The 22,361-nt window shown below is 49.0% G+C and carries 19 protein-coding genes; 16 read left to right on the top strand and 3 right to left on the bottom strand.

Features of this window, described 5'->3' with window-relative positions; all coding sequences use genetic code 11:
• The first annotated feature begins 13 nt into the window (after nucleotides 1-13).
• Nucleotides 14-1,990 carry a 1,4-alpha-glucan branching protein GlgB gene (gene glgB / locus ACETK5_RS15725; RefSeq protein ID WP_100536502.1) on the top strand — a complete coding sequence of 659 codons (1,977 nt, stop codon included), beginning with the start codon at nucleotides 14-16 and terminating at the stop codon, nucleotides 1,988-1,990.
• Nucleotides 1,987-3,426: a glycogen synthase GlgA gene (gene glgA / locus ACETK5_RS15720; protein WP_100536503.1), complete on the top strand. Its 1,440-nt coding sequence runs from the start codon at nucleotides 1,987-1,989 to the stop codon at nucleotides 3,424-3,426. Before glgB ends, glgA begins: the two co-directional genes overlap by 4 nt.
• Before the next feature lie 158 nt (nucleotides 3,427-3,584).
• Here the strand turns inward: glgA and ACETK5_RS15715 are convergent, their stop codons facing one another.
• Entirely contained in the window at nucleotides 3,585-5,333 is a 1,749-nt protein-coding gene (locus ACETK5_RS15715; protein WP_394056653.1) for an alpha-glycosidase, read from the bottom strand.
• A 558-nt stretch (nucleotides 5,334-5,891) separates the two neighbouring features.
• On the opposite strand from ACETK5_RS15715, the gene ACETK5_RS15710 reads away from it, so the two are divergent.
• From ACETK5_RS15710 to ACETK5_RS15700, 3 genes are all read left to right on the top strand, one after another.
• Nucleotides 5,892-7,334: an ABC transporter substrate-binding protein/permease gene (locus tag ACETK5_RS15710; RefSeq protein ID WP_098743311.1), complete on the top strand. Its 1,443-nt coding sequence runs from the start codon at nucleotides 5,892-5,894 to the stop codon at nucleotides 7,332-7,334.
• Nucleotides 7,321-8,043, top strand: a complete 723-nt coding sequence (locus ACETK5_RS15705; RefSeq protein ID WP_165789607.1) for an amino acid ABC transporter ATP-binding protein — start codon at nucleotides 7,321-7,323, stop codon at nucleotides 8,041-8,043. Before ACETK5_RS15710 ends, ACETK5_RS15705 begins: the two co-directional genes overlap by 14 nt.
• Before the next feature lie 185 nt (nucleotides 8,044-8,228).
• Nucleotides 8,229-8,951 carry a 3D domain-containing protein gene (locus ACETK5_RS15700; protein WP_100536506.1) on the top strand — a complete coding sequence of 241 codons (723 nt, stop codon included), beginning with the start codon at nucleotides 8,229-8,231 and terminating at the stop codon, nucleotides 8,949-8,951.
• Between the two features lie 93 nt (nucleotides 8,952-9,044).
• On the opposite strand, the gene ACETK5_RS15695 is transcribed toward ACETK5_RS15700, so the two are convergent.
• A complete protein-coding gene (locus tag ACETK5_RS15695) occupies nucleotides 9,045-9,893 on the bottom strand; it encodes a polysaccharide deacetylase family protein (protein WP_100536507.1) in 849 nt (282 codons plus the stop codon).
• Between the two features lie 165 nt (nucleotides 9,894-10,058).
• Between ACETK5_RS15695 and ACETK5_RS15690 the strand changes: the two genes are divergently transcribed.
• From ACETK5_RS15690 to mobB, 7 genes are all read left to right on the top strand, one after another.
• On the top strand, nucleotides 10,059-11,081 hold the full coding sequence (locus tag ACETK5_RS15690; RefSeq protein WP_100536508.1) for an NADH:flavin oxidoreductase/NADH oxidase: 1,023 nt from the start codon (nucleotides 10,059-10,061) through the stop codon (nucleotides 11,079-11,081).
• Nucleotides 11,082-11,183: 102 nt separating this feature from the next.
• The gene (locus tag ACETK5_RS15685) at nucleotides 11,184-11,852 is read left to right on the top strand and encodes a PspA/IM30 family protein (protein WP_100536509.1); all 669 of its coding nucleotides are present in this window, start codon (nucleotides 11,184-11,186) and stop codon (nucleotides 11,850-11,852) included.
• A gap of 197 nt (nucleotides 11,853-12,049) precedes the next feature.
• Nucleotides 12,050-12,454 (top strand): DUF350 domain-containing protein, encoded by a 405-nt coding sequence (locus tag ACETK5_RS15680; protein WP_071218177.1) that lies wholly within the window; start codon nucleotides 12,050-12,052, stop codon nucleotides 12,452-12,454.
• Between the two features lie 30 nt (nucleotides 12,455-12,484).
• Nucleotides 12,485-12,991, top strand: a complete 507-nt coding sequence (locus tag ACETK5_RS15675) for a DUF4178 domain-containing protein (RefSeq protein WP_127590806.1) — start codon at nucleotides 12,485-12,487, stop codon at nucleotides 12,989-12,991.
• A gap of 10 nt (nucleotides 12,992-13,001) precedes the next feature.
• The gene (locus ACETK5_RS15670) at nucleotides 13,002-13,733 is read left to right on the top strand and encodes a DUF4247 domain-containing protein (RefSeq protein ID WP_100536511.1); all 732 of its coding nucleotides are present in this window, start codon (nucleotides 13,002-13,004) and stop codon (nucleotides 13,731-13,733) included.
• A 201-nt stretch (nucleotides 13,734-13,934) separates the two neighbouring features.
• Nucleotides 13,935-15,227, top strand: coding sequence for a molybdopterin molybdotransferase MoeA (locus tag ACETK5_RS15665; RefSeq protein ID WP_394056649.1), 1,293 nt, complete (start codon nucleotides 13,935-13,937; stop codon nucleotides 15,225-15,227).
• Nucleotides 15,224-15,727 (top strand): molybdopterin-guanine dinucleotide biosynthesis protein B, encoded by a 504-nt coding sequence (gene mobB / locus ACETK5_RS15660; protein WP_394056647.1) that lies wholly within the window; start codon nucleotides 15,224-15,226, stop codon nucleotides 15,725-15,727. Before ACETK5_RS15665 ends, mobB begins: the two co-directional genes overlap by 4 nt.
• 11 nt (nucleotides 15,728-15,738) lie before the next feature.
• Here mobB and xerS read toward each other — a convergent pair whose 3' ends face one another.
• Nucleotides 15,739-16,821: a tyrosine recombinase XerS gene (gene xerS / locus ACETK5_RS15655; protein WP_100536514.1), complete on the bottom strand. Its 1,083-nt coding sequence runs from the start codon at nucleotides 16,819-16,821 to the stop codon at nucleotides 15,739-15,741.
• Between the two features lie 203 nt (nucleotides 16,822-17,024).
• Here xerS and ACETK5_RS15650 point away from each other — a divergent pair, with 203 nt between their 5' ends.
• The 4 genes from ACETK5_RS15650 to ACETK5_RS15635 all read left to right on the top strand — a co-directional run bounded on the left by ACETK5_RS15650 (nucleotide 17,025) and on the right by ACETK5_RS15635 (nucleotide 22,247).
• Nucleotides 17,025-17,528 carry a GNAT family N-acetyltransferase gene (locus tag ACETK5_RS15650; protein WP_394056644.1) on the top strand — a complete coding sequence of 168 codons (504 nt, stop codon included), beginning with the start codon at nucleotides 17,025-17,027 and terminating at the stop codon, nucleotides 17,526-17,528.
• Nucleotides 17,529-17,606: 78 nt separating this feature from the next.
• Entirely contained in the window at nucleotides 17,607-18,380 is a 774-nt protein-coding gene (locus tag ACETK5_RS15645) for an SDR family NAD(P)-dependent oxidoreductase (protein WP_394056642.1), read from the top strand.
• Between the two features lie 123 nt (nucleotides 18,381-18,503).
• Complete coding sequence (locus ACETK5_RS15640; protein ID WP_326118106.1) at nucleotides 18,504-19,391, top strand: aldo/keto reductase; 888 nt, start codon at nucleotides 18,504-18,506, stop codon at nucleotides 19,389-19,391.
• A 339-nt stretch (nucleotides 19,392-19,730) separates the two neighbouring features.
• Complete coding sequence (locus tag ACETK5_RS15635) at nucleotides 19,731-22,247, top strand: cellulase family glycosylhydrolase (RefSeq protein ID WP_394056640.1); 2,517 nt, start codon at nucleotides 19,731-19,733, stop codon at nucleotides 22,245-22,247.
• Nucleotides 22,248-22,361: the final 114 nt, after the last annotated feature.

The raw sequence follows: 22,361 nt of genomic DNA, 5'->3' as shown, positions 1-22,361 counted from the left end.
TAGGGAAGGAAACATGACTCCGGAACAATTGTATTTATTTCATGAAGGAACCTGGTATCACAGTTACCAATGCATGGGCGCACACCGTGTTACTGAAGATGGACAAGAAGGCGTGCGTTTTACGGTGTGGGCTCCGAATGCAAGGCAGGTGGGTCTTGCCGGAGACTGGAACGGCTGGGACGGTTCCCAAGACACGTTATATAGGATGCCCGATTCGGGAATTTGGAGTCGGTTTTTCCCTGGGATGGAGACTGGAACTTTTTACAAATATCATATCACCGGACCGTATGGAGAAACGTTCTTGAAGGCGGATCCGTACGCGTTTCATGCCGAAATTCGGCCTGCAACGGCATCGGTCGTGACCGATCTCTCTGGTTATCATTGGAATGATGCTGCTTGGAAAAGAAAGAACAAATCCCCCTACACCAAGCCGATGAACATATATGAAATGCACTTTGGAACCTGGCGGCAAAAGGAGAACGGCTCGTTCTATACATACCGCGAGCTGGCGGACCAGCTGATCCCCTACTTGCTGGAGATGAGTTATACCCACGTGGAATTCATGCCCTTGGCTGAGCATCCGTACGACCTTTCGTGGGGGTATCAGGGAACCGGATTCTATGCGCTGACGAGCAGATACGGAAGTCCCCATGATTTCATGTACCTTGTGGATCAGCTGCATCAAGCTGGTATTGGCGTGCTCCTCGACTGGGTGCCCGCACATTTTGCCAAGGATGCCCACGGGCTTCGACTATTTGACGGGGCGGCTCTTTACGAGTACGCAGACCCGCAAAAAGCAGAGAAACCGGGCTGGGGAACACTGTCTTTCGATTATGCCAAGCCAGAGGTGATTTCATTCCTCATCTCCAATGCCTTATTTTGGATGGATATGTATCATATTGATGGTCTTCGTGTTGACGCTGTGACAAGTATGATCCGGTTGGATTTTGAGAAGCGCGAAGGTCAATACAGCCCTAATGAACATGGTGGCTTGGAAAATCTCGAAGCGATATCCTTTCTGCAGGAATTGAATAAAGCCGTGTTTCGCTATTACCCGAATGCCTTGATGATGGCCGAGGAGTCCAGCGCATGGCCAGGGGTTACGGCACCCGTGCACGAAGGAGGCCTCGGCTTTAATTACAAATGGAACATGGGCTGGATGAATGACACGCTGTCCTATGTGGAGAAAGAATTCGATCAGCGGCCTACCCATCATAATTTACTAACATTTCCCATTTGTTATGCCTATTCAGAGAATTTTACATTACCGCTGTCACACGATGAAGTCGTCCACGGGAAGAAATCACTGCTTAATAAAATGCCGGGAAGTTATGAGCAGAAGTTTGCGGGACTCCGAATTTTGCTCGGATATCAGGTTACCCAGCCCGGCAAGAAGCTGCTGTTTATGGGGGGAGAGTTCGGTCAGTTCATTGAATGGAAGGATCAGGAGCAGCTGGATTGGCTGCTGCTGGACTACGAAAGCCACCGGAAACAGCTGGCTTATACGGCAGCGTTAAACCGCATGTATGTGGAGGAGAAGGCGCTATGGGAGCAGGATCACCGATGGGAAGGCTTCGAGTGGCTCAGCGCCGATGATCATGAGCAGAGTGTACTATCGTACATGAGAATGGGCACAAAACCTGGCGATACACTGATTGTCGTCATTAATTTTCAGCCCCGGGCATATGACCAATATCGGATCGGCTTACCGAGAGCGGGACAGTACGTGGAAATATTGAATTCCGATCACACCGATTATGGCGGCTCCGGACTGGTCAACAACGAAGATATGAAAGCCGAGAAGAAGGCCTGGCATGGCCAAACCCACAGCCTGGAGATCAAGCTGCCTCCGTTAGGCATGGTCGTGTTAAAGAAAAAGCCGCGTTCCAGAAAATCGCAGGCTCGACAGGACGCTTCACTCAAGGAGGCAGCAGTAACAGAGAAGACGGCACGGAGAACCAAGCGAAATCAAAGGGGGAAGCAGGATTGAAATTGTTATTTGCAGCTTCAGAATGTGGACCGTACATCAAGACAGGCGGATTGGCGGATGTGATCGCTGCTTTGCCTAAATCCCTTCGTGGCATGGGCGAGGATATTCGGGTGGTTCTTCCCAAATATCGAGGAATTCCTGAGGAATACCGGGAGCGTATGACTCATGTAGGGGAAACCCGGGTGCGGGTAGGCTGGCGCGAGCAGTATTGCGGCATCGAATCCCTGGTAGAGGACGGGGTCACGATCTATTTCATAGATAATGAATATTATTTTGGCCGCGACGGCATTTATGGGTACATGGACGATGGCGAGCGCTTTTCGTTCTTCAACCGCGCCGTCCTCGAGATATTGCCGGTTATCGGCTTTCAGCCGGACGTGCTTCACTGCCACGATTGGCATACGGCCATGATTCCGCTGCTTCTTGAAGATGTCTACCGCCATGATCCTTACTATGCGGAGATTGGAACCGTATTTACCATCCACAATTTGTTGTATCAAGGCGTATATCCATACGAGGTGCTGGTTGATCTGCTTGGAATCCACAGCCGCCATTTCACAGCGGACGGCGTGGAATATTACGGAAACGTGAATTTCATGAAAGCGGGAATCGTCTATGCAGATCATGTAACGACGGTTAGCCCGACATATGCCTCGGAGATCCAGACCGGTTATTACGGATACGGACTCGACGGGCTTTTGTCAGCCCAAGGTTCGAGATTGAGCGGCATCGTGAATGGCATTGATACCAAGAGTTACAACCCGGCGACCGATCCGCACATCGCGATGAAGTTCCGGAGCGGCCTGAATAAGAAAACGCAGAATAAAATTGCCCTGCAGGAAGAGTTGAATCTTCCGGTGGCCCCGCATATTCCGTTGATGTCGATGGTGACGCGGCTGGTCGATTCGAAGGGACTCGATCTGGTCATCCGGATTCTGGATGAGCTGCTGTACTATGATGAGATTCAATTTGTCGTTCTGGGAACGGGAGACCCTTCATATGAACATTGGTTCCGGGAAGCGGCCAATCGGTATCCCAATAAAATGTCGGCCCAGCTTCGGTTCAATGAACCGTTGTCCCGGCGCTTCTACGCTGGCAGCGACCTGTTCTTGATGCCTTCCAAATTCGAACCGTGCGGTATCAGCCAACTCATCGCCATGCGTTACGGCAGTGTTCCGATTGTCCGCGAAACAGGCGGACTGAACGATACGGTTCATGCATATAACGAGTATACGGGGGAAGGGAACGGATTCTCTTTCAAGGATTACAACGCGCATGATATGATGAACACGATCCGGCGCGCAACCTCTATTTACCGCATGCCTGAGCACTGGCGTAAAGTGAGCAAGAACGCCTTGGGCGGGGATTACAGCTGGAACGTTTCAGCGAAGGAATATCAGGAGATATACCATCAAATCACCAAATCACACGCTTGAACCATAACAAGAAGACAGGGGTGCAAGGATAGCCGAATAACGCTGCTATCCCTGCACCCCTGTGTGCTTGTTGAAGCTCGGTATGGATGCTATGGTGCCAGTTGGTCTGAGGCTTCATATCCCTGATCTAGGAGTGTGTATCACATAAGTGGAGTTTATTAATGTTTCAATTGCCGACATAAAATTCGATATGCATAAGGTTCTAAATCGATATGCATCGTACCGTTTACCGGTTTTACAGGCTCCTCGGTCTGGGCATCAATCCAATCGGTCGTGACGATAGGATGCGATATGGTGCGTTTGGAGTCGCTGTTGTTCATCCAGACGATAAAATGCATGGTTTCGTCCGCACGCTCGTACACGATGCAAGGATCATGGAGATTCGCTTGCAGGAAACGGAAGCGCCCTTGTCTCAGCGCCTTATGTTTTTTTCGAAGCGCGATCATCCCTTGATAAAACTTATACAGCTCTTGGTTTCGTTTCTTGGGATCCCATTCCATGCATTTCCGGCAATCGGGATCTCCGTCCCCGGTCAATCCGATTTCGTCGCCATAAAAGATGCACGGCGTTCCCATGAATGTAAACAGAAATACAACGGTGAGTTTCATACGCCGGATATCTTCTCCCACACGGGTAAGCAGCCTCGGCGTATCGTGGCTGCACAGCAGATTAAAGACCACTTCGTTGGTCTGCTGCGGATATCGCATCAGGATCGAGCCGATCCGGTTGGCGAAAGTGAGCCCGTCCATGTTGCCGTTAAAGAACTCCAACACCTTATCGGCAAAAGGGTAATTCATGACGGAATCAAACTGGTCACCTTGCAGCCAGATTAAGGAGTCCGACCAGACTTCGCCCACGATATAAGCCTCAGGGTTGGCCTTCTTGACGACTTGTCTGAAATCCCGCCAGAAATGATGGTCAATTTCATTGGCAACGTCCAGACGCCAGCCGTCGAGATTGATCTCCTTGATCCAGTACTCGGCTACACCCAGCAAATACGCCTTAACTTCGGGATTGGCCGTATTGAATTTCGGCATATTTCCGAAAAAGCCGAAGGTATCGTAGCTGGGAATGCCATCCTTGACCTCGCAAGGAAACTGGTTCACATGAAACCATTCGGCATATCTGGATTTCTCGCCGTGCTTCAGCACGTCCTGAAAGTGAGGGAACTCTTCGCTGCAGTGATTGAAAACCGCATCGAGAATCACTCGAATGCCTTTAGCGTGACAAGTATCTACTACTTTTTTCAACAATTCATTATCGCCAAAGTGCGGATCCACCTGTTTATAATCAACCGTGTCATATTTATGATTGGAGGGGGAGAGGAAGAGCGGAGTAAAATAAATGGCGTTAATGCCCAGGTCAACGAGATCATCCAGATGATTCAGTACGCCCTGCAGGTCACCGCCGAAGAAATTATCCACCTCCGGCTTGCCGCCCCAGGCCTCGGTTTCTTCAGGATTGGTGGCAGGGTTTCCGTTAGCAAAGCGCTCCGTCATAATTTGATAAAACACGGCTTCTTTAGCCCATTCCGGTACTTTGAATACATCGACTTCATGTATGTACGGGAATTCAAAGTAACCTGCAGGCGGATAAGGATAGTCCCATCCGATTCCGCTGTCCACCATATAAACCGTCTCATCTCCGGCATGAATCCGAAAGCCGTAGGACAGTCTTTTGTATTTCGGCCTGACTCCGCATTCCCAGTAATCAAACATGTCATCCGAGGCGGCCTTTTCCATGGTGATCTCGAAGTACGTACGGTCCCAATCATATTTGTCGCCGGTCATGGCCACAACAGAATCAATATCGTTTTTCTTGGTTCGGATCCGAAGATGAATGGTTTTTGTATCATATGCATAAGCCCATTTATCTCTTGGAACATGATACAGTGCTTCTAACAGCATGGTTACACCTCCTATATGAGTAAAGCTATAGCTAATTAATAACCAACTGCTGGCTTGCATGAATCATGGAGTGAAAGAGACAGCCCGGCTGGCCTTCATTTATCAAGTGCCGGGATTTTATGCGCTATTATAAGATGGGAAAGGAACGGATAGTTTATGCATCGTCGGAAAAGCGTTCACTACAGATCCTCTTCTCACTTCATGCGTGATTCTAAAGTCCTGTATGTACATTTATATGTAGGAAAAAACGAACGGCCCGTAATGCTAAAAATGACCGACTGATTTCCACAATATAGAATTTAAAAAGATTCAGCGCTCTAATTTATTTGACCAAATGGTTAAAAGAATCATGAGTAACATAATCCTAGGGGTATGATGAATTGACCATTGTATTAAAATAGTGAAATAGGCGCCATGTGCAAGTTAAAAAGCATTTGTGCTCAAATTGAAAATCCATGAATTTTAATTGCATATTCATGCATCCTGTTTTATAATGACTCAGTTGCATTTTTTCTATGATTGAATCTATTTGTAATAGTTAGGGGAGAAACGAGACATATGAAACGTAAATTTACAGCGTGGATGACCCTATTCATGGTGGTCGTGCTATCTTTTGGCAGTATCGTCCATGCGGAGGGTGAGAAGAAAACGGTGATTCTCGGCACGAGTGCCGATTATGCACCTTATGAGTTCCATAAAACGATAGATGGCGTGGATACCATCGTCGGATTTGATATCGATATTGCGAAGGAAATCGCCAAGGATCTTGGTGCCGAGCTCATAATTAAGGACACCTCCTTTGATGCGCTCTTGCCGGAGCTGACGAGCGGCCGCGTGGATTTCGTTATATCGGGCATGAATCCGACGGAAGAGCGCCGAAAAAGCATTGATTTCTCCGAGCCATATTATGCTGCGGAACAATCGGTTGTCGTTCGTAAGGAAGATGCACTCAAGTTCAACACGCTTGAAAGCCTGGAGGGAGCCCGGATCGGGGTTCAGAAGAGCTCCATTCAGGAGTCCATTGCAAAGACCATCCCGAAAGCCAATGTAGTATCACTGGATAAAATCCCGGACTTGCTGCTGCAGCTGGAATCCGAGCGCGTGGATGTTGTTCTCGCCGAGTATCCGATCGCGAAGACCAATATGAATGAAGCGACCATGGTGATCACGGACGCCAAACCAACGGCTGAGAACGATGCCTATGCCATCGGGGTTCGCAAAGGGAACGAAGAGCTGCTCAAGAGCATTAATGCTACACTCGAGCGCTTGAAGGAAAATGACCAGATCCAGAAGTTTGTCGACGAGGCCAGTGACCTGGCTGCCGGTCGTAAGGCAGAGAATCTGAACACATTTGAATTTTTCTGGAAATATCGCGATTATTATGCGAAGGGAATCCAGTTTACGCTGCTTATTTCGGCCCTTGGTGTGTTTTTCGGCTTCATTCTCGGATTGATTATCGCTTTAATGCGGATGTCGGGTGTTAAAATCCTTAAGTTTTTGGCTACCGCTTATATTGAGATCATCCGTGGTACCCCGATGCTGGTCCAGTTGTTTATTATCCATTACAGCTTGGCGGCGTTTGATATTAAATTCTCACCGATCCAGTCGGGTATTTTGACGCTTTCTATCAACAGCGCTGCCTATCTGGCTGAAATATTCCGTGCCGGCATTCAAGGCGTGGACCGCGGTCAATTGGAGGCTGCACGCTCTCTCGGAATGACCAAAGGCAAAGCGATGCGCCACATTATTTTGCCGCAAGCGTTAAAAGGCGTTTTGCCTGCCATCGGCAATGAGTTTGTTGTCATCATCAAGGAATCCTCCATCGTCTCCTTCATCGGTGTGGTGGACATTATGTATCAAGCTCAGATTTTGCGCGGCATGACGTTTGCGGCATTGAATCCGCTGCTTGTGGCTGCCCTGATCTACTTTATACTGACATTCGTTCTTTCGAAGCTTCTGGGTGTCTGGGAAAGGAAGTTGAGTGCAAGTGATAACCGTTAAGGATCTTCATAAATCGTTTGGCAAGCTGGACATATTGAAAGGCATTAACATCGAGATTGCAAAAGGAGAAGTGGTGGTTGTCATCGGACCGAGCGGCTCCGGTAAAAGTACCTTCTTACGATGTCTCAATTTGCTTGAAGTGCCGACCAGCGGCGAAATTTCGTTCGAGGGTGAGCTGATCACCGCCAAGAATCACAATATCAATGCTACCCGTGAGAAAATGGGCATGGTATTTCAGCAGTTTAACCTGTTTCCTCACAAGAAGGTCATTGATAATATTACGCTCGCTCCCATTCAGGTGAAGGGCGTCTCGGCGAAGGAAGCCGAGGCGACTGCAGACGAGCTGCTGAAGTCAGTTGGCCTGCAGGACAAGAAGGAGGCGTATCCTTCCCAGCTGTCCGGAGGACAGAAGCAGAGAATTGCCATAGCGAGAGCGCTCGCGATGCAGCCGCATGTCATGCTGTTTGACGAACCGACCTCCGCACTGGACCCGGAGATGGTTGGTGAGGTATTGGAAGTGATGAAGAAGCTTGCCGAGGGCGGTATGACGATGGTCATCGTCACCCATGAGATGGGCTTTGCTCGGGAAGTGGGAGATCGGATCCTGTTCATGGATGGCGGTAAAATCGTTGAGGAAGGCAAGCCGGACCAGCTGTTTGGCCATCCGACTCATCCTCGTACGCAAGAGTTTTTAAGTAAGGTTTTGTAACTTTTATATCTGCATTGTAACAAACCAAAACAGCGCCATACCTGATTGTTTCAGGAATTGGCGCTGTTTTTGTCTGTTTATTGGTAACAATTGCTTGCAGTATAGGTTACAAAATTGTGATATATTCATGTTCGTTGACATACTACATCCGAATGACCAAGTTACATATAAGGAGGCATCTTTAGATGTTACAACAAATGAAATCATGGACTAAAAATCGTGGACTTAACCATAAGATCGCTGGAAAAACTGCAAAATGGTTTACCATTACAGCCGTTGCCCTTGGCTTGACTTTTGCCGGAGGGGGACTGCAGGCGCATGCAAGCGCAGTGCATGTGGCCAAGAACGGCGATACCTTTTATTTCTTGTCCAAACAGTACGGCGTTAACATGGACAAGCTGATGAAGGCTAATCCGACGATTAAAGCAACAAATATATACCAGGGTCTGAAAATCACCATCCCCGGTTCGGTATCGATGAACTCGACGGCGTCTGCTGCACCCATCGCTCCAGCCTCCGGGTTTACGCCTACCTTGAGTGTTTCCCCTGAGAAGAACGTGGTGGAGGCATGGGGCAAGACGTTTAATTACAGCAAAACATTGTCGGTCAAGGCGACTGCTTATTCTGCTGCCGCAAGTGAGAACGGGAAATGGGGCGCCGTTGATTACTTCGGAAATTCCCTTGAGCTCGGTACCATTGCGGTGGATCCCAAGATCATTCCGCTCGGCACCAAGGTGCTTGTAACAGGACATGAGCATCCAGGACTGCCGAAAAAGGCATTTGTAGCAGAAGCTCGTGATATCGGCGGGGCTATTAAAGGGAATCGGATTGATATCTTCATTCCGGGTTCACAATCGGCCGTGAAGCAATTCGGCATTCAGGACATCAAATTGTTCATTATCGAATAATTCAATTCATCCTCATGAAATAACAATTCTAATACGGAAGACGGCTAGTCTGGAGCAAAACTCCAGTCAGCCGTCTTTTTATGTCATGCAGATTTATCTCGACTCTGATACTCCTAACATCTCCGGGAGTGTCACGAAGCTATATCCCTTACTCCGCAATTCGGCAATAATATCCGGGAGCGCTTCGATCGTTCCGGTTAGGTCCGACCCCACGCCACCTCCGGCATGTTGGAGTACGATCGAGCCTGGCCCGACCGCTGATAAAATGTTGCGCTTTACCTCTTCCTTAGGCAGTCCTTTCCAATCGAGAGAGTCGACATTCCAATTCACGACTTTGTATCCGTTTTTGCGTGCCCACTGAAGCTGCTCTTCGTTAATATCGCCATAAGGCGGACGGATTAGCCGAGGATCCACTCCGGTTAGGGATTTCAAGATCGTGTTGGTACGTTCGATTTGGCTTTTGAATTTGTCCAGGCTCAGCTTGTTCAGCTGTGCGTGATTATAAGAGTGATTGCCAATGGCATGACCTTCTTCATGGATTCGTTTCGCGAGATCGGGGTGTTTTTTGGCGCGTTCCCCCACTGCAAAGAATGTGGCTTTTACCTGATACTCTTTGAGGACGTCCAGTACTTTTCCGGTAAAACGGGGATCCGGAACATCATCAAAGGTCAGAGCGATCTGTTTGATCCGGGGTCCGCTGGAGCGAAAGGTATCCGGGTATTTTCTCAGCAATTGGCTTAAAGACGGCGCATCGTCTGAATTTTGGGTCTTATTGCGGTTGGCATGATCCATGATTTGACCGGACTCCGACATGACGGAAGTGTCCTGGGGGTGAAGTGACAAACTATGTACAGCGGACGCGTTTGCCGGGATGTCCGGCACCATAAAAAAGAATAACATGATCCACAACAGGCAGCTTCCTGCGCAGTATCGTTTGAACATCTCGATCGGCCCCCTTCGCTTTTTAATATGGTATGCCCAGTTGATCGGGCGATTATCCTCAATATGGAATGCGATGTTTTTTAGTTTTCCCGCAGAAAGGTGTATAATAACCGGTATCAGATTTTATTACATCTTGATCATTTGGATATGGAAGGAGATAATCGCTTGGCAGACTTGTTTACACCTTACAATTTCAAGAATTTGACCCTCAAGAATCGCATTGTTATGCCACCGATGTGTCAATATTCCGTTCAAGCTGAGGACGGGATTCCGAATGATTGGCATTTTGTTCATTACGTCAGCCGTGCCGTAGGAGGTACTGGCTTAATTATTGTGGAAATGACAGGTGTCCATCCTGATGGACGCATTACGAATCAGGATACGGGGATCTGGGACGACAATCAGATTCCAGCCTATCGCCGTATTGTGGAGAACGTGCATTCTTATGGAACCAAGATCGGTATCCAGCTTGGGCATGCCGGAAGAAAAGCGCAGGATGCTGAACCGTCGGTAGCCCCTTCTGCGATTCCGTTCAGCTCTCATTACAAAATGCCAAAGGTGCTTTCCGGGGCGGAAGTGGAAGAGCTCATTCAAGCCTTTAAGGAAGGCGCGCGTCGAGCTGTTGAAGCCGGGTTTGATACCGTTGAGATTCATGGCGCGCATGGTTATCTCATTCATCAGTTTCACTCGCCGCTGACGAATCAGCGCAGTGATGAATATGGTCAAGACCTTCCTCTGTTCGGCGAGCGGGTTGTTCAAGCCGTTAAGGAAGTGCTGCCTGAAGGCATGCCGATCATGATGAGGGTATCTGCAAAAGAATATGTGGACGGCGGTTACGATGTGCAATATTGTGCGGAGATCTGCAAACGTTACCGGGATGCCGGTGTCGATATCTTTCATATCTCCTCGGGGGGAGAAGGCCAGGTCGGTGCCAATGGCGGCCCGGAAGCGAAGCCCGGTTATCAGGTGGATCTGGCAGCAGAGTTCAAGCAGCTGTTAAAGGTGCCTGTTATTGCGGTAGGATTGCTGGATGATTACAATGCCGCGCAAGAGGTGATTTTGTCAGGCAAAGCGGATCTGGTGGCGATTGGCCGGGGGATGCTCCGCGATCCCTACTGGGCTGTTCATGCAGCCAAGGCGCTTGATGGCGGACAGAAAGTTCCCAAGCAATATGAACGAGGGTATTAAAATGAACAACTTCTAAAAAAATTTTGAAACGTTTTGGGATCATGGAACGTAAACAATAATCATATACCAGTATTTAAAAGTGAAAGCGAGAGGAAGAGAACGATGTCCATATTTAAAAGATTGCGCGATTTGACCATGTCCAATATTAACGCCATTATCGACAAGGCGGAAGACCCGATTAAAATGACGGACCAGTACATTCGGGATATGACGGAAGATCTTGAGGATGCCGAGAAAGCGGTAGCTTCGCAAATTGCCATCGAGAAACGCTTTAAAGCACTTTATGAAGAGCAAGCTGCGCTTGTCGAAAAACGCACACAGCAGGCTCATACCGCAGCACAAGCTCAAAACGTTGATCTTGCCCGCCGCGCGCTGGAAGAGAAGAAGGCCGCCGAGGCCAAACGTGATGAGTACAAAGCAAGCTACGATCAGAACAAACTGGCAGCCGACAATCTGCGCGGCAAGCTGGAAGAAATGCGTAAGCAGCTTACAGCGATGAAGAACAAACGTGAAACTTTGGTCGCCCGTTATAATGCAGCTAAAGCGCAAACGGAGATTAACAAAGCGATGAACGGATTCGGGTCTGACACAGCGTCTGCCGGTTTGAAACGAATGGAAGAAAAGATGCTCGCTATGGAAGCTCGTGCGGAAGCAAGCAATGAAATGTCGACACGTGAAAAATCCCTTGATGATGAGTTTGAGAACCTTGGCAAGGACAAAGTCGTTGAGGATGAGCTGGCAGCTTTGATGAAACAATACGAGAACAAGTAAAAACGGATTCAACGGTCTAACAGGTATATAGTTTAGGGGGCGAGGGAGAAACAGCAGGGCTGAATGCAGCTGTGCTTCTCCTTCGCTTTTGTTTGATAGTAGATATACATGGGGAACATCCCTTTGGACGATTGTCTTTAATTGATGCAGTCCGGGGCTTAAGGAGTTTTTCGTATGTTGAATGTGGAGGCTTAGCGATGGATTTTGATATGATCTTGCGTGTATTGCTTTGGACAGCTGTCGGTGGACTGCTGTTGTTTGTTTTGATGTTTGTGGATTCCCTGTTCACGAAATATAACGATCTTGAAGAAGTGAAAGCGGGTAATATGGCGGTAACCACAAGACTGATACTGAAGCTGTTCGCACAAGGATATATTTTATCCGTGTCGATCGGAACATCATATCATCTGCTTGAGGCGATTGTGGTATCGATCATTTCGTTTATCATATTGTTGGTTCTCGAATCGTTGACAGAGCTCATGCTGCGTAATTTCGGCAAGCTGAACCTTGATAAAGGCACCCGCGAGGGTAAGACGGGATACGGCTTGTTTGCAGGATCGCTGCATGTGGTTGGAGCGTTAATTATTACCGCTTGCCTATAGAACGCATAATGGAGATAGGGGACAGGAAAGATGAGTATGTGGAAAAGAATCAGCAACTTATTTAGTAAGCCGGAGCCGCCCAAGGTAGAGAAAAGCATGCTGCAGCTGGCTCCCGGCGATATTTGCGAAGTGTCTCTGGTCACTTATGAAGTCACGGGTCGCGTGCACAATCGCGGTCGCAATGCAGTCGTCTTAACGCTGCAGGATGGCAGCACCATTGCTTATCTTCATATCGAAGAGCGCGAGACGGTTCAGTATGCCTTGTATTCGCCGATTGATGGACGGCTGGATTCTCCGGATGAGGTACCCTCCATCATCGATTTGGACGATCATGTATTTCATTTGGAAGAGGAATACGGGGGACATGTTTCGATTACCGGTCGCACTGCGTTTACTCAAAGTGGGGAGCAGCATGTATGGCAATACCAATCGGATGATTACAAACTGCTGCGAATTGAATGGCAGAACGGACGGTTTATGTTGTATGAAGGCGAGAAAGTGATACCGGGGGACGTTCGAGTTATCCGGGCGACTTAGGAGTGGTGGCATGAAGGAACGCTCTTTTATATCTATAAAAATCATATTGGTGCTGAGTTTGTTCGTATCATTATTGAGTGGATGCGGAGCGCCGAATATCAAAGATACCTATCCGCTGGAATCCGTCAATCGAGACGGAAATGCAACTTCTTATGTGTACCGGGCAGCTGATAAAAGCGTTCCCGATGTTGCAGGCGAGCTCATGGCGGCAAACACGCCGGATCAATCGTCTCCTGAGGATAGCGAGCGGATGTTTCTGGTGTATGGGGATGAGTATTACCATTTGCAGCAGGATCCCCAGAAGCCGACCGATACGCTGATTGAAATCGATTCCAAAGAGTACGTTCAGCGCAACTATGATTCAAGTTTCCTGCAAGGCTACTTAACGGCCGTTCTGATCGGGAACTTATTTGATTCGATGGGCGGCGGAGGTTACCGCGGTTATACAAGTAAAGATGTGTATAAACCGGCACAAGGTAACTATAAGAAGCCGACAAGCCAGGATAAGAAGATCGCTCCGCCGCTGACGGTGGACCGGAGCGGTAAAATTACCCGGCGCGGTCAGGATTCTGCCGGTACCGGCGGAAGCCTGTTCCGACGAAATCCGGATACAAGCGGAGACCGCGGCACGATCAAGCGCGGCGAAAGCGGCGGAGGTTTGTTCGATTCGCCGAAGAAATCGTACAAGAAGCCGAAGACCCGAATCGGCTCCGGCAAAATCTCCCGAAGGGGACGAAGGTAATGCAAGAAGTTTCAAGCGCATGGTCTGGTGACCATGCGTTTTTTTTGTCCAGATAAAAATTGTACACCCGATTGGTGTCTTCCTATATTGCTTATAGAGCCGGAGGCATTGAGGGGACCTGGTGCTCGGTTTGAAGATTGTTCAGAATGTAGTACAGTAAGAATGTCAGTTTTCTTTGAGTCAGAAAGTGAGGGATGCGTTGTGAAGGATAATCATTCGATATCGCCTAAGAAACAAAATCATAAATTTGATCGGCGCGCATTACAGGTAGCGGACGCGCAAGCGCTTGCCGCTTCTTATGCGGGGCTTGGTCAGGAGGAGCTCATTCGGCTGCAGGACAGTGATGGACGTGTGCTTGCTTCCGATGTCATCGCCCCCCACCCATTTCCGGCTTTTGCCCGTTCGGGCATGGACGGTTATGCCGTTCGATCAGCGGATTTGGCGGCATGCGATCTAGGGGAAAAGGTGTGGCTTGAGGTTGTCGACCAGATCCCGTGCGGATATGTATCTGCAATCCCGATCGAGCAAGGCAAGGCTTCCCGCATCATGACAGGCGCTCAAGTCCCTGAAGGGGCAGACGCTGTCGTTATGCTTGAAGCGACGGAGCTTCGAGTGGAAGATGATGGCCTGACCCATGTAGGCTTCAAGCGGTCCATCGAGAAGGGAAAGAATATCACTCCCCTCGGATTCGAGCTGCAGGAAGGTGATTTGATCCTCCGCTGGGGAACTCTCATCGGGCCTGGAGAAATTTCGGTTCTGGCTACCTTCGGCATACATCAGGTAGAAGTGTATCGACAGCCGGTAGTAGGGATTTTCTCAACGGGCACCGAACTATTGGACATCACCGAGCCGCTTGAACCCGGTAAAATCCGAAACAGCAATACCTATATGCTTGCATCGCAAATTCGGGAAGCCGGTGGTGTGCCGGTGATTATGGAGGCGATCCCGGACGATATCGAGCTTGCCCGCCAGAAGGTGGAGGAAGCGCTCCAGGTGTATGACATCGTGGTTACGACAGGCGGCGTTTCTGTAGGCGACTACGATATTATGGGCGAGCTGGTGACATCCGGCGGTCTGGACATGCTGTTTAATAAAGTCACAATGCGTCCCGGAAGTGTGACAACCGCGGCTGTGAAGGAGGGTAAGCTGCTCTTTGCGCTATCGGGTAATCCGGGGGCATGTTATGTGGGCTTTCTGTTGTTTGTCAGACCTGCGATCCGAAAGATGCTTGGCATGGAGCAGTTGTTTTTAACCGAATGGACGGCAGAGTTGGGTTCGGATTACTCGAAAGTGAATAACTTTACCCGTTTCGTCCGGGGGAGCCTTGAGGTATCAAATGGAAAGCTTATAGCGACACCTGCATCCCTTGATGAATCGAGCGTTATGATCACGATCAAAGACAGTGACTGCTTAATTGTAATTCCGCCAGAGCTTCGAGGTGCAGTTAAAGGCCAAACCGTACAAGTTCTCGTTCTGCCGGGAGCCTGGACATGAAGGTTTTCCAGATCTGCGGTTATAAGAACAGCGGCAAAACAACGTTGATTGCCAGCTTGATTCCACAGTTGAAACGGCACGGCATTCGGACAGCCGTCATCAAGCATGATGGCCACGGATTTGAAATGGACCACGAAGGGACCGACACGTACAAATTCCGTGAGGCGGGAGCCGAGGGGATCGCCATCGCTTCACCGGGGCGTACGGCGATGCTGATGGAAACGGAGCTGGAACTTGCGTCGTTGATCCATTTGTACAGCGATTTTGATCTGGTGCTTGTCGAAGGTTATAAGATGCAGCCTTATCCGAAGCTCGTACTGCTGCGGGGAACGGAGGACATTGGGCTGCTGGATCAAGTTGAGGAGATCAGGGGTATCGTGGTGCGTCCTGAAATGCTAAAGGAACCGACGGCCCTGCATGAGATACAGCAGCGGCTAGCGGTTCCCCTGTTTACTTGGAATGACACGGAGCGGGTCACGTCGCTGCTGCTGTCATTATAAACAAGCTGTGGTTAATCTTCAGAGCGGCGTTCAATCGCCTCGGACATGGTTTTGTCCGTTAAGTGGGCGTACACTTCGGTTGTCTCGGTAGAAGCGTGTCCCAGTTGTTCTTTGGTTTTGTAGATATCATTTTGAAGATAATAGTCGGTTGCAAACGAATGCCGCAGCTTATGCACGGTCAGGGATGGCTTGCCAAAACGCTTGGCGTATTTGATGATCATCGCCTGAATCGCCCGTTTGGTCATGCGCTGCCCTTCGTTCTGGCCGTTACGCAGTGCAACGAACAGAGCTTTTTCTTTTTTTGGCACCTTGTAGCGAGCCTGCCGAAGCTGCAGGTAATACTCAAGATCGTCTTTGGCTTGAGCACGGAAGTAGACCGGGGTTTTAAAGGTTTCGTCATTATTCCCTTTACGATAGACATGCAGCATTTTATTGTTCAGGTCGATGTCTGCAAGATTCAAATTGACCACTTCGGATACACGAAGACCGGAATTTAATATGAGGCTGGCGATACAGGCATCTCTGACTTTATTTTGTTCATGCGCATAGAGCGCCTGCTTGTTCTGCTCCACATCCAGCCCATAACCTTCGTGAATGTAAGTAATGAAATCCTGAAGCTCTTCTTCTTCCAATATTTTTCCTTTTAACTTGGCAGCCGTATCTTTGGGTTTATGAATTCGCTTAATTTCCACTTTAGCCATGATGTTACGCTTGAGAAGCGGATAAAAATCCTCATCCTCTGCAATCTGGCTTAAATAATGAAACAGGGAGCGCAGCGATGAGAGCTTGCGGGAAACCGTAATTCTGGAGTTGGTCCCTTCTCGGCGCGTAGTCAGATATAATCGATAACTGGTGATGCTGTCCATGCGCAGCGTCTCCAGCTCAAGCAGCGTCACCTCTCGGTTAGAGGTTGCTTGGGACAGCCCCTCCGACCGGAGCCAGTTAAAAAACGTTTCATAATCCCTTACATATTCGAGCAGGGTGGAGGGGGAGAGATCCGGGAGCTTGTAGTCGATAAATTGCTGTACGAACCAAGGCATGTCCGGCGATTTCTCATCGAGTCTTGCACGGTCGATATCTTTTTGTATATTCATGTTCCACCTCGAATGATTGTCTTTATAGCGATGACCTTTGTCATTAATTACTAGTGTAACATATGGAAAGTCTATCGTGCTTGAAGGTGTCAGATCACCGTGCTCACGGATCGATATTGCGCTTGTGTTTCACTATGAGCGGATACTATGATGAAGATATGAAGCATGAAAATGATAGATGATATGCCCAGGGAGGCGGCAGCATGATTTCAGAACGATCGGAACGCATGGGAATTGAGCTGGTTCCCAAGCGAAAACAAGCCGTTATCGTAAACTTGATGCAATTGTACTTATATGATTTTACCAAGTATCTGGATATTTCGGTGAATGATCAAGGGCTGTTTTTGCCCTATCCGGATCTGGATGAATTCTGGAAAAAAAGGGAACGGAAATACCCGTATCTGATTACGTTTGATCAACGGCCAGCCGGGTTTGCCTTGATCGAGCGGATGGATGACGCCGACGAAGCGGACTATTACATGACGGAATTTTTTGTTATGCAAAAATATCGGCGTACGGGATTGGGGACTTGGGCGGCAACGCGGCTGTTTGATCAGTTCCAGGGACGCTGGAAGGTGACGCAAGTCAGCAGCAATTTGCCAGCGCAGGCTTTTTGGCGAAAGGTCATTGAATCTTATACGGGCGGACGATATGAGGAATATATTGATCCGGTTCGTCATAATCCTTCGCAATATTTCAATTCCTAGCATGTTTACACGGATCGAATGAACGCTCAACATGGATTATTGAATCTGGTTACAAAAAGATGATTAGGAGGGATTCGGATGTACTTACCGAGCTTTAATCTGGAAGGAAAAAAAGCTTTTGTAACAGGGGCGGGACGTGGAATCGGACGCGCTATTGCCGTAGGTTTGGCAGAGGCCGGATGTGATGTCGGCTTGATGTCCCGAACGAGAAGCGATTTGGAGGAGACCGCAAATCTGATCCATGGCTTGAATCAGGGTCAAGCATTTGTGCTGCCGGGTGATCTGACCATAAGGGAAGAGATCGAGGGAGCGATTCGCGAATTTGTAGATCAGACAGGACGGATCGATATACTGGTGAATAACGCCGGCATGAACATTCGTACGCCTGCGCTGGAAGTGACGGATTCGGAATGGGACTTGATTGTACAAACCAACCTGAAGTCGGCTTTTGTAGCTTCTCAAGCAGCTGCTCGATTTATGAAAGATCAGGGAAATGGCAGAATTATCAATATCTCCTCCGTAGGCGGACATACGGCCCTTCGCACAGGCGTTGTCTATGGATCAACGAAGGCGGCTCTCATCCATATGACCAAGGTGCTTGCGATGGAGTGGGCGCAGTACGGAATTCAGGTCAACTCGGTCGGACCTTGGTATTTCCGGACTCCGCTGACGGAGAAGCTCCTTAGTGATGAAGCTTATATGCAGTCCATATTGGACCGTACACCGCTTAAGCGCGTGGGAAGTCTGGAAGAAGTGGTGGGACCTGTCGTTTTCCTGGCATCCGAGGCTGCCAATTACATGACCGGGCAAACGCTGCTGGTGGATGGCGGACTTAGCATATATGGATTTTAGCAGGGGAGTATTCTTTCAAACTTAAGAAAATCGTGAAATCGGAATGATATGAAAAAAAGGCTTTCAGGTTTATTCGGATCGGGTAATGATGAATGGGATTAACAGGGAGGAGAGTGAAGAAAAATGGAACGAAGAGCATTTGGACGTACGGACATGCAGGTTAGTGTGCTGGGATTTGGCGGCGCCGAAATCGGCCAGTCGGATCAGAAGACGGTGGACCGGCTGCTGCACAGCGCTATTGATGCGGGTCTTAACATGATTGATACCGCGGAATGTTATGGCCACAGCGAGGAATTGATCGGCAAGGCATTGTCAGGTCGAAGAGATGATTATTACCTGTTTACGAAATGCGGCCATGCTGCCGGTTTGGACTATCCGGATTGGGATCCCGTGATGCTTGCGCAGAGCATTGACCGCAGCTTGAAGCGACTGCAGGTGGATCACGTCGATGTCATCCATCTTCACAGCTGCTCTGAAGAGATCCTGCGGCGGGGCGAAGTGATCGAGGTGTTACGAAGAGCTAAGGAGCAGGGCAAAACGCGGTACATCGGCTATAGCGGCGATTCAACCGATGCGCTCTATGCCCTTCAAACCGGCGTATTCGACAGCTTTGAAACTTCGTTGAACATTGCCGACCAAGAGGCAATCGATCTCACGCTTCCGCTTGCCATGCAGCAGGAAATAGGGATTATTGCTAAACGTCCGGTAGCCAATGTTGCCTGGAAGAACGAATCGCTGAGCGAACAGGATTATGCTTACCCTTATTGGGTCCGGTTAGGCGAATTGAATTACGATTTTCTCGCGGATGTTCAGCAGGGCGTTGAAACGGCATTAAAATTCACGCTGAGCACGCCGGGTGTAGCAACTGCCATCGTTGGCACGGCAAATCCGGACCGGTGGGGACAAAATGCCGCAATGCTGGAAAAAGGGCTATTGCCGGAGGAGATTTACGAGTCGATCCGCAACCGCTGGCGAGAGGTTGCCGGTAAGGATTGGGTGGGCAAGGTATAGAAATGGTCTAAGGTGAGCTTGTCGAGATCTCTCGGCAGGCTCTTTTTCGCGGAACGGAGCGGGGTGTCGATATGTATTGGACCAGGTAAGATACAGCTCTAACGGAAGGGCAGTCCTTTGTATCTTTGATATGGACACGAACCACCAGTTCATATAAGGGATTCCTCAATAGCTGCATTCCGAAAAAGTCATCAGCGGAACAGGACAAGTCATGAACGTAACCTAACAACTTTGCGCAAGTGTCCCTATAATTTAGATCAACAACAAAAATGATACCGCTTACATCACGGGAAGCCATTTTTGTTCAAATCAAAGTAGGGACAGGAGGAATGAAGAAGAATGCGAAGACATTGGATTTCTGTCATGCTTGTATGTTTGCTTATGTTGGGAGGAATGGATCGTGTAGGTTTAACCGCCGCAGCGGATGGCGTACCGCCAAAAGAATGGAACTTTATCACGCGCAGCGGGGATCGATTGATGGATGGCGAGAAGGAGTTCCGGTTCATATCCCTGAACGGCTCAAATCTCACGTATATGCCAGCTCCCGTATGGCATCGCCCTGATCCATGGGAACAGGAGGATGTATTTAGATCCTTGCAGCAAATAGGTGGCACTGTAGTCAGACTTTATACGTTCACGATCAAAGGGGGAACCGCCAATGGGGATCAGCCAAGTCATGTAACCGGCTTAAGGCAGTATAATGAAGACTATTTTCGGGACCTGGACCATGTGCTGAGACTGGCAAATGAGTATCATATCCGCGTCATTATTCCTTTTATCGATACATGGGAGCATGTCGGAGGAATAAAACAGTTTGCAGGTTTTCGGGGGAAGACCGCCGAGGAGTTCTACACTGATCCCGAATTGAAGGAAGATTATAAACACCTGGTTAGCTATGTGCTGAACAGGACGAATACTTATACCGGCATCAAATATAAAGACGACAAAGCCATCCTTGCTTGGGAAACCGGCAATGAGTTATACCCGACGGATGCTTGGACACAGGAGATGAGTGCTTATATAAAAAGTATGGACTCTAATCACATCGTAATGGATGGACGGTACGGTATCAGTCAGGCTTCCCTTGAGGATCCCAATGTGGATATCGTATCCAATCATTATTATGAGAGCGGAGGAGCTGATTATGCGCTGCGTGCTGCTGCGGACCGAAACTTGAGTTTGGGTAAAAAGGCGTTTGTCATCGGGGAGTTTGGACAGTCGAACAGGACAAATCTGACCCGAACGGCTGATGAGGCGATCGCTAATGGTACATCCGGAGCCTTGTTATGGACGTTGAAGTCTCACAACAAGGACGGCGGCTTTTACAACAAGGAAGGTGATTTCCGTTGGCCAGGCTTTCCATCGGGTGAAACCTATGACGAAAAGGCGATTATGTTCATGATTCGCGAAAAAGCCCATGAAATCCGCGGACTGCCGGTCCCGCCGATGCCATTACCTGACGCACCTCAGGTTCTGCCGATCGAATCGGTGCTTGGCATCGCCTGGAGAGGATCTGCGGGGGCGGAATCCTATCAATTCGAAAGAGCAGAACACCTGGATGGGCCATGGACCATCATAGGCACTCAGGTACTGGATAGTGATATTCCTTTTCGGCCTTTCCAAGATACGACGGCTGCGGAAGGAATGAATTATTATTATCGGGTAAAAGGGATGAACGGAGCCGGAATCTCGGAGCCTTCGAATGTCGTTGGCCCAATTACCGCCTCTTCCGTCCCACCAGTACCGGATCAGCCGATGTGGATACCTTTTACCTCAGTTGCTTCCATGACCTGGTACCCGGTAGAATGGGCTGAATCGTATGATATCGAACGGGCTGAAGCGCCAAATGGACCTTGGTCGGTGGTTGGGGCGGATCTCGAGGAAGCAGATCAACCGTTCAAGGATGCGTCCGCAAGCAGCGGCATACCGTACTATTACCGAATTACGGCCAAAAACACGGGCGGTGCTTCGGAGCCGTCTGAAATATTCGGACCGATAACCGTTCGCAACATAGCCCAGCTCGCAGCTTTGACTGTGGATTCAACGAACGGATCTAACGTTAAGGAATATGCCGTTGATGGAAATCTATCCACCCGCTGGTTGTCTCAAGGGCAGGAAGAGAGCCATTTTATTGAAATGGAATGGACGGTTCCGCAAAAACTCAACTACTTAAAAATTTGGAGTGGAGCCGCGAGCGGTGAACAATGGCATATCCGTGATTTTAGCGTAGATTACTGGGACGGAACCGTATGGGTGCCGGTGGCATCCGTTGTCGATAATGACAAGGACGGCTTTTATGGCGAGTATAATGATATGCACTTCGAAGCACTTCAAACGACAGCCTTGCGCATAAATATTACGAAGCCTTCATGGCAAGGGATACCGGTGAATCCGAATGATAAAATCGCCAGGGTTATGGACATGGAGACAGGCTACAACGACGACACGGCACCGAAGGAAGTGAATGACGCGGCGGTAGTGGAAGAAGACGGCCAGCTGACCTTATACTGGACGGATCCGGAGGATGACGATTTCGCCCAAGTCGTCGTTTTGGAAGAAGGTGCAGCAAAAACCGAAGCTGAAGCGGTTCATGTAGGCAAAGGCGTACAAACCGTTACAATAAACGGGCTCGTGAATGGGACGGACTACGCGTATCGAATCCGAACGGTGGATGAGGCAGGGAATAAGTCTCCTGGCGTCACGGTTTCCGGTACGCCGGAAGTCGATCGTCCGGGTAACAGCTGCCCAGGCGGCGAGAAGCCTGATAGAGGCAAGCCGAGTAACCAACAAACTAACCACGGAAGCAAACTCAAGGATAAACCGTGCAAAGATAAACCCGGGAGCGTTCATTCATAAAAGGAAAATAAGGTTCTAACGAATTTGGATGAGTGTGTTCGTTAAAGAGCTGTTTTCGCAGGTTCCTGCCTGTGAATCAGCTCTTTTTATTTTAAGCCCATGAAAAGGTCATGA

This window comes from Paenibacillus ilasis (genome assembly GCF_043195395.1).
In the GTDB taxonomy this organism is placed as follows: domain Bacteria; phylum Bacillota; class Bacilli; order Paenibacillales; family Paenibacillaceae; genus Paenibacillus_AQ; species Paenibacillus_AQ lautus.
This window is presented reverse-complemented; position numbering and strand designations above follow the sequence as displayed.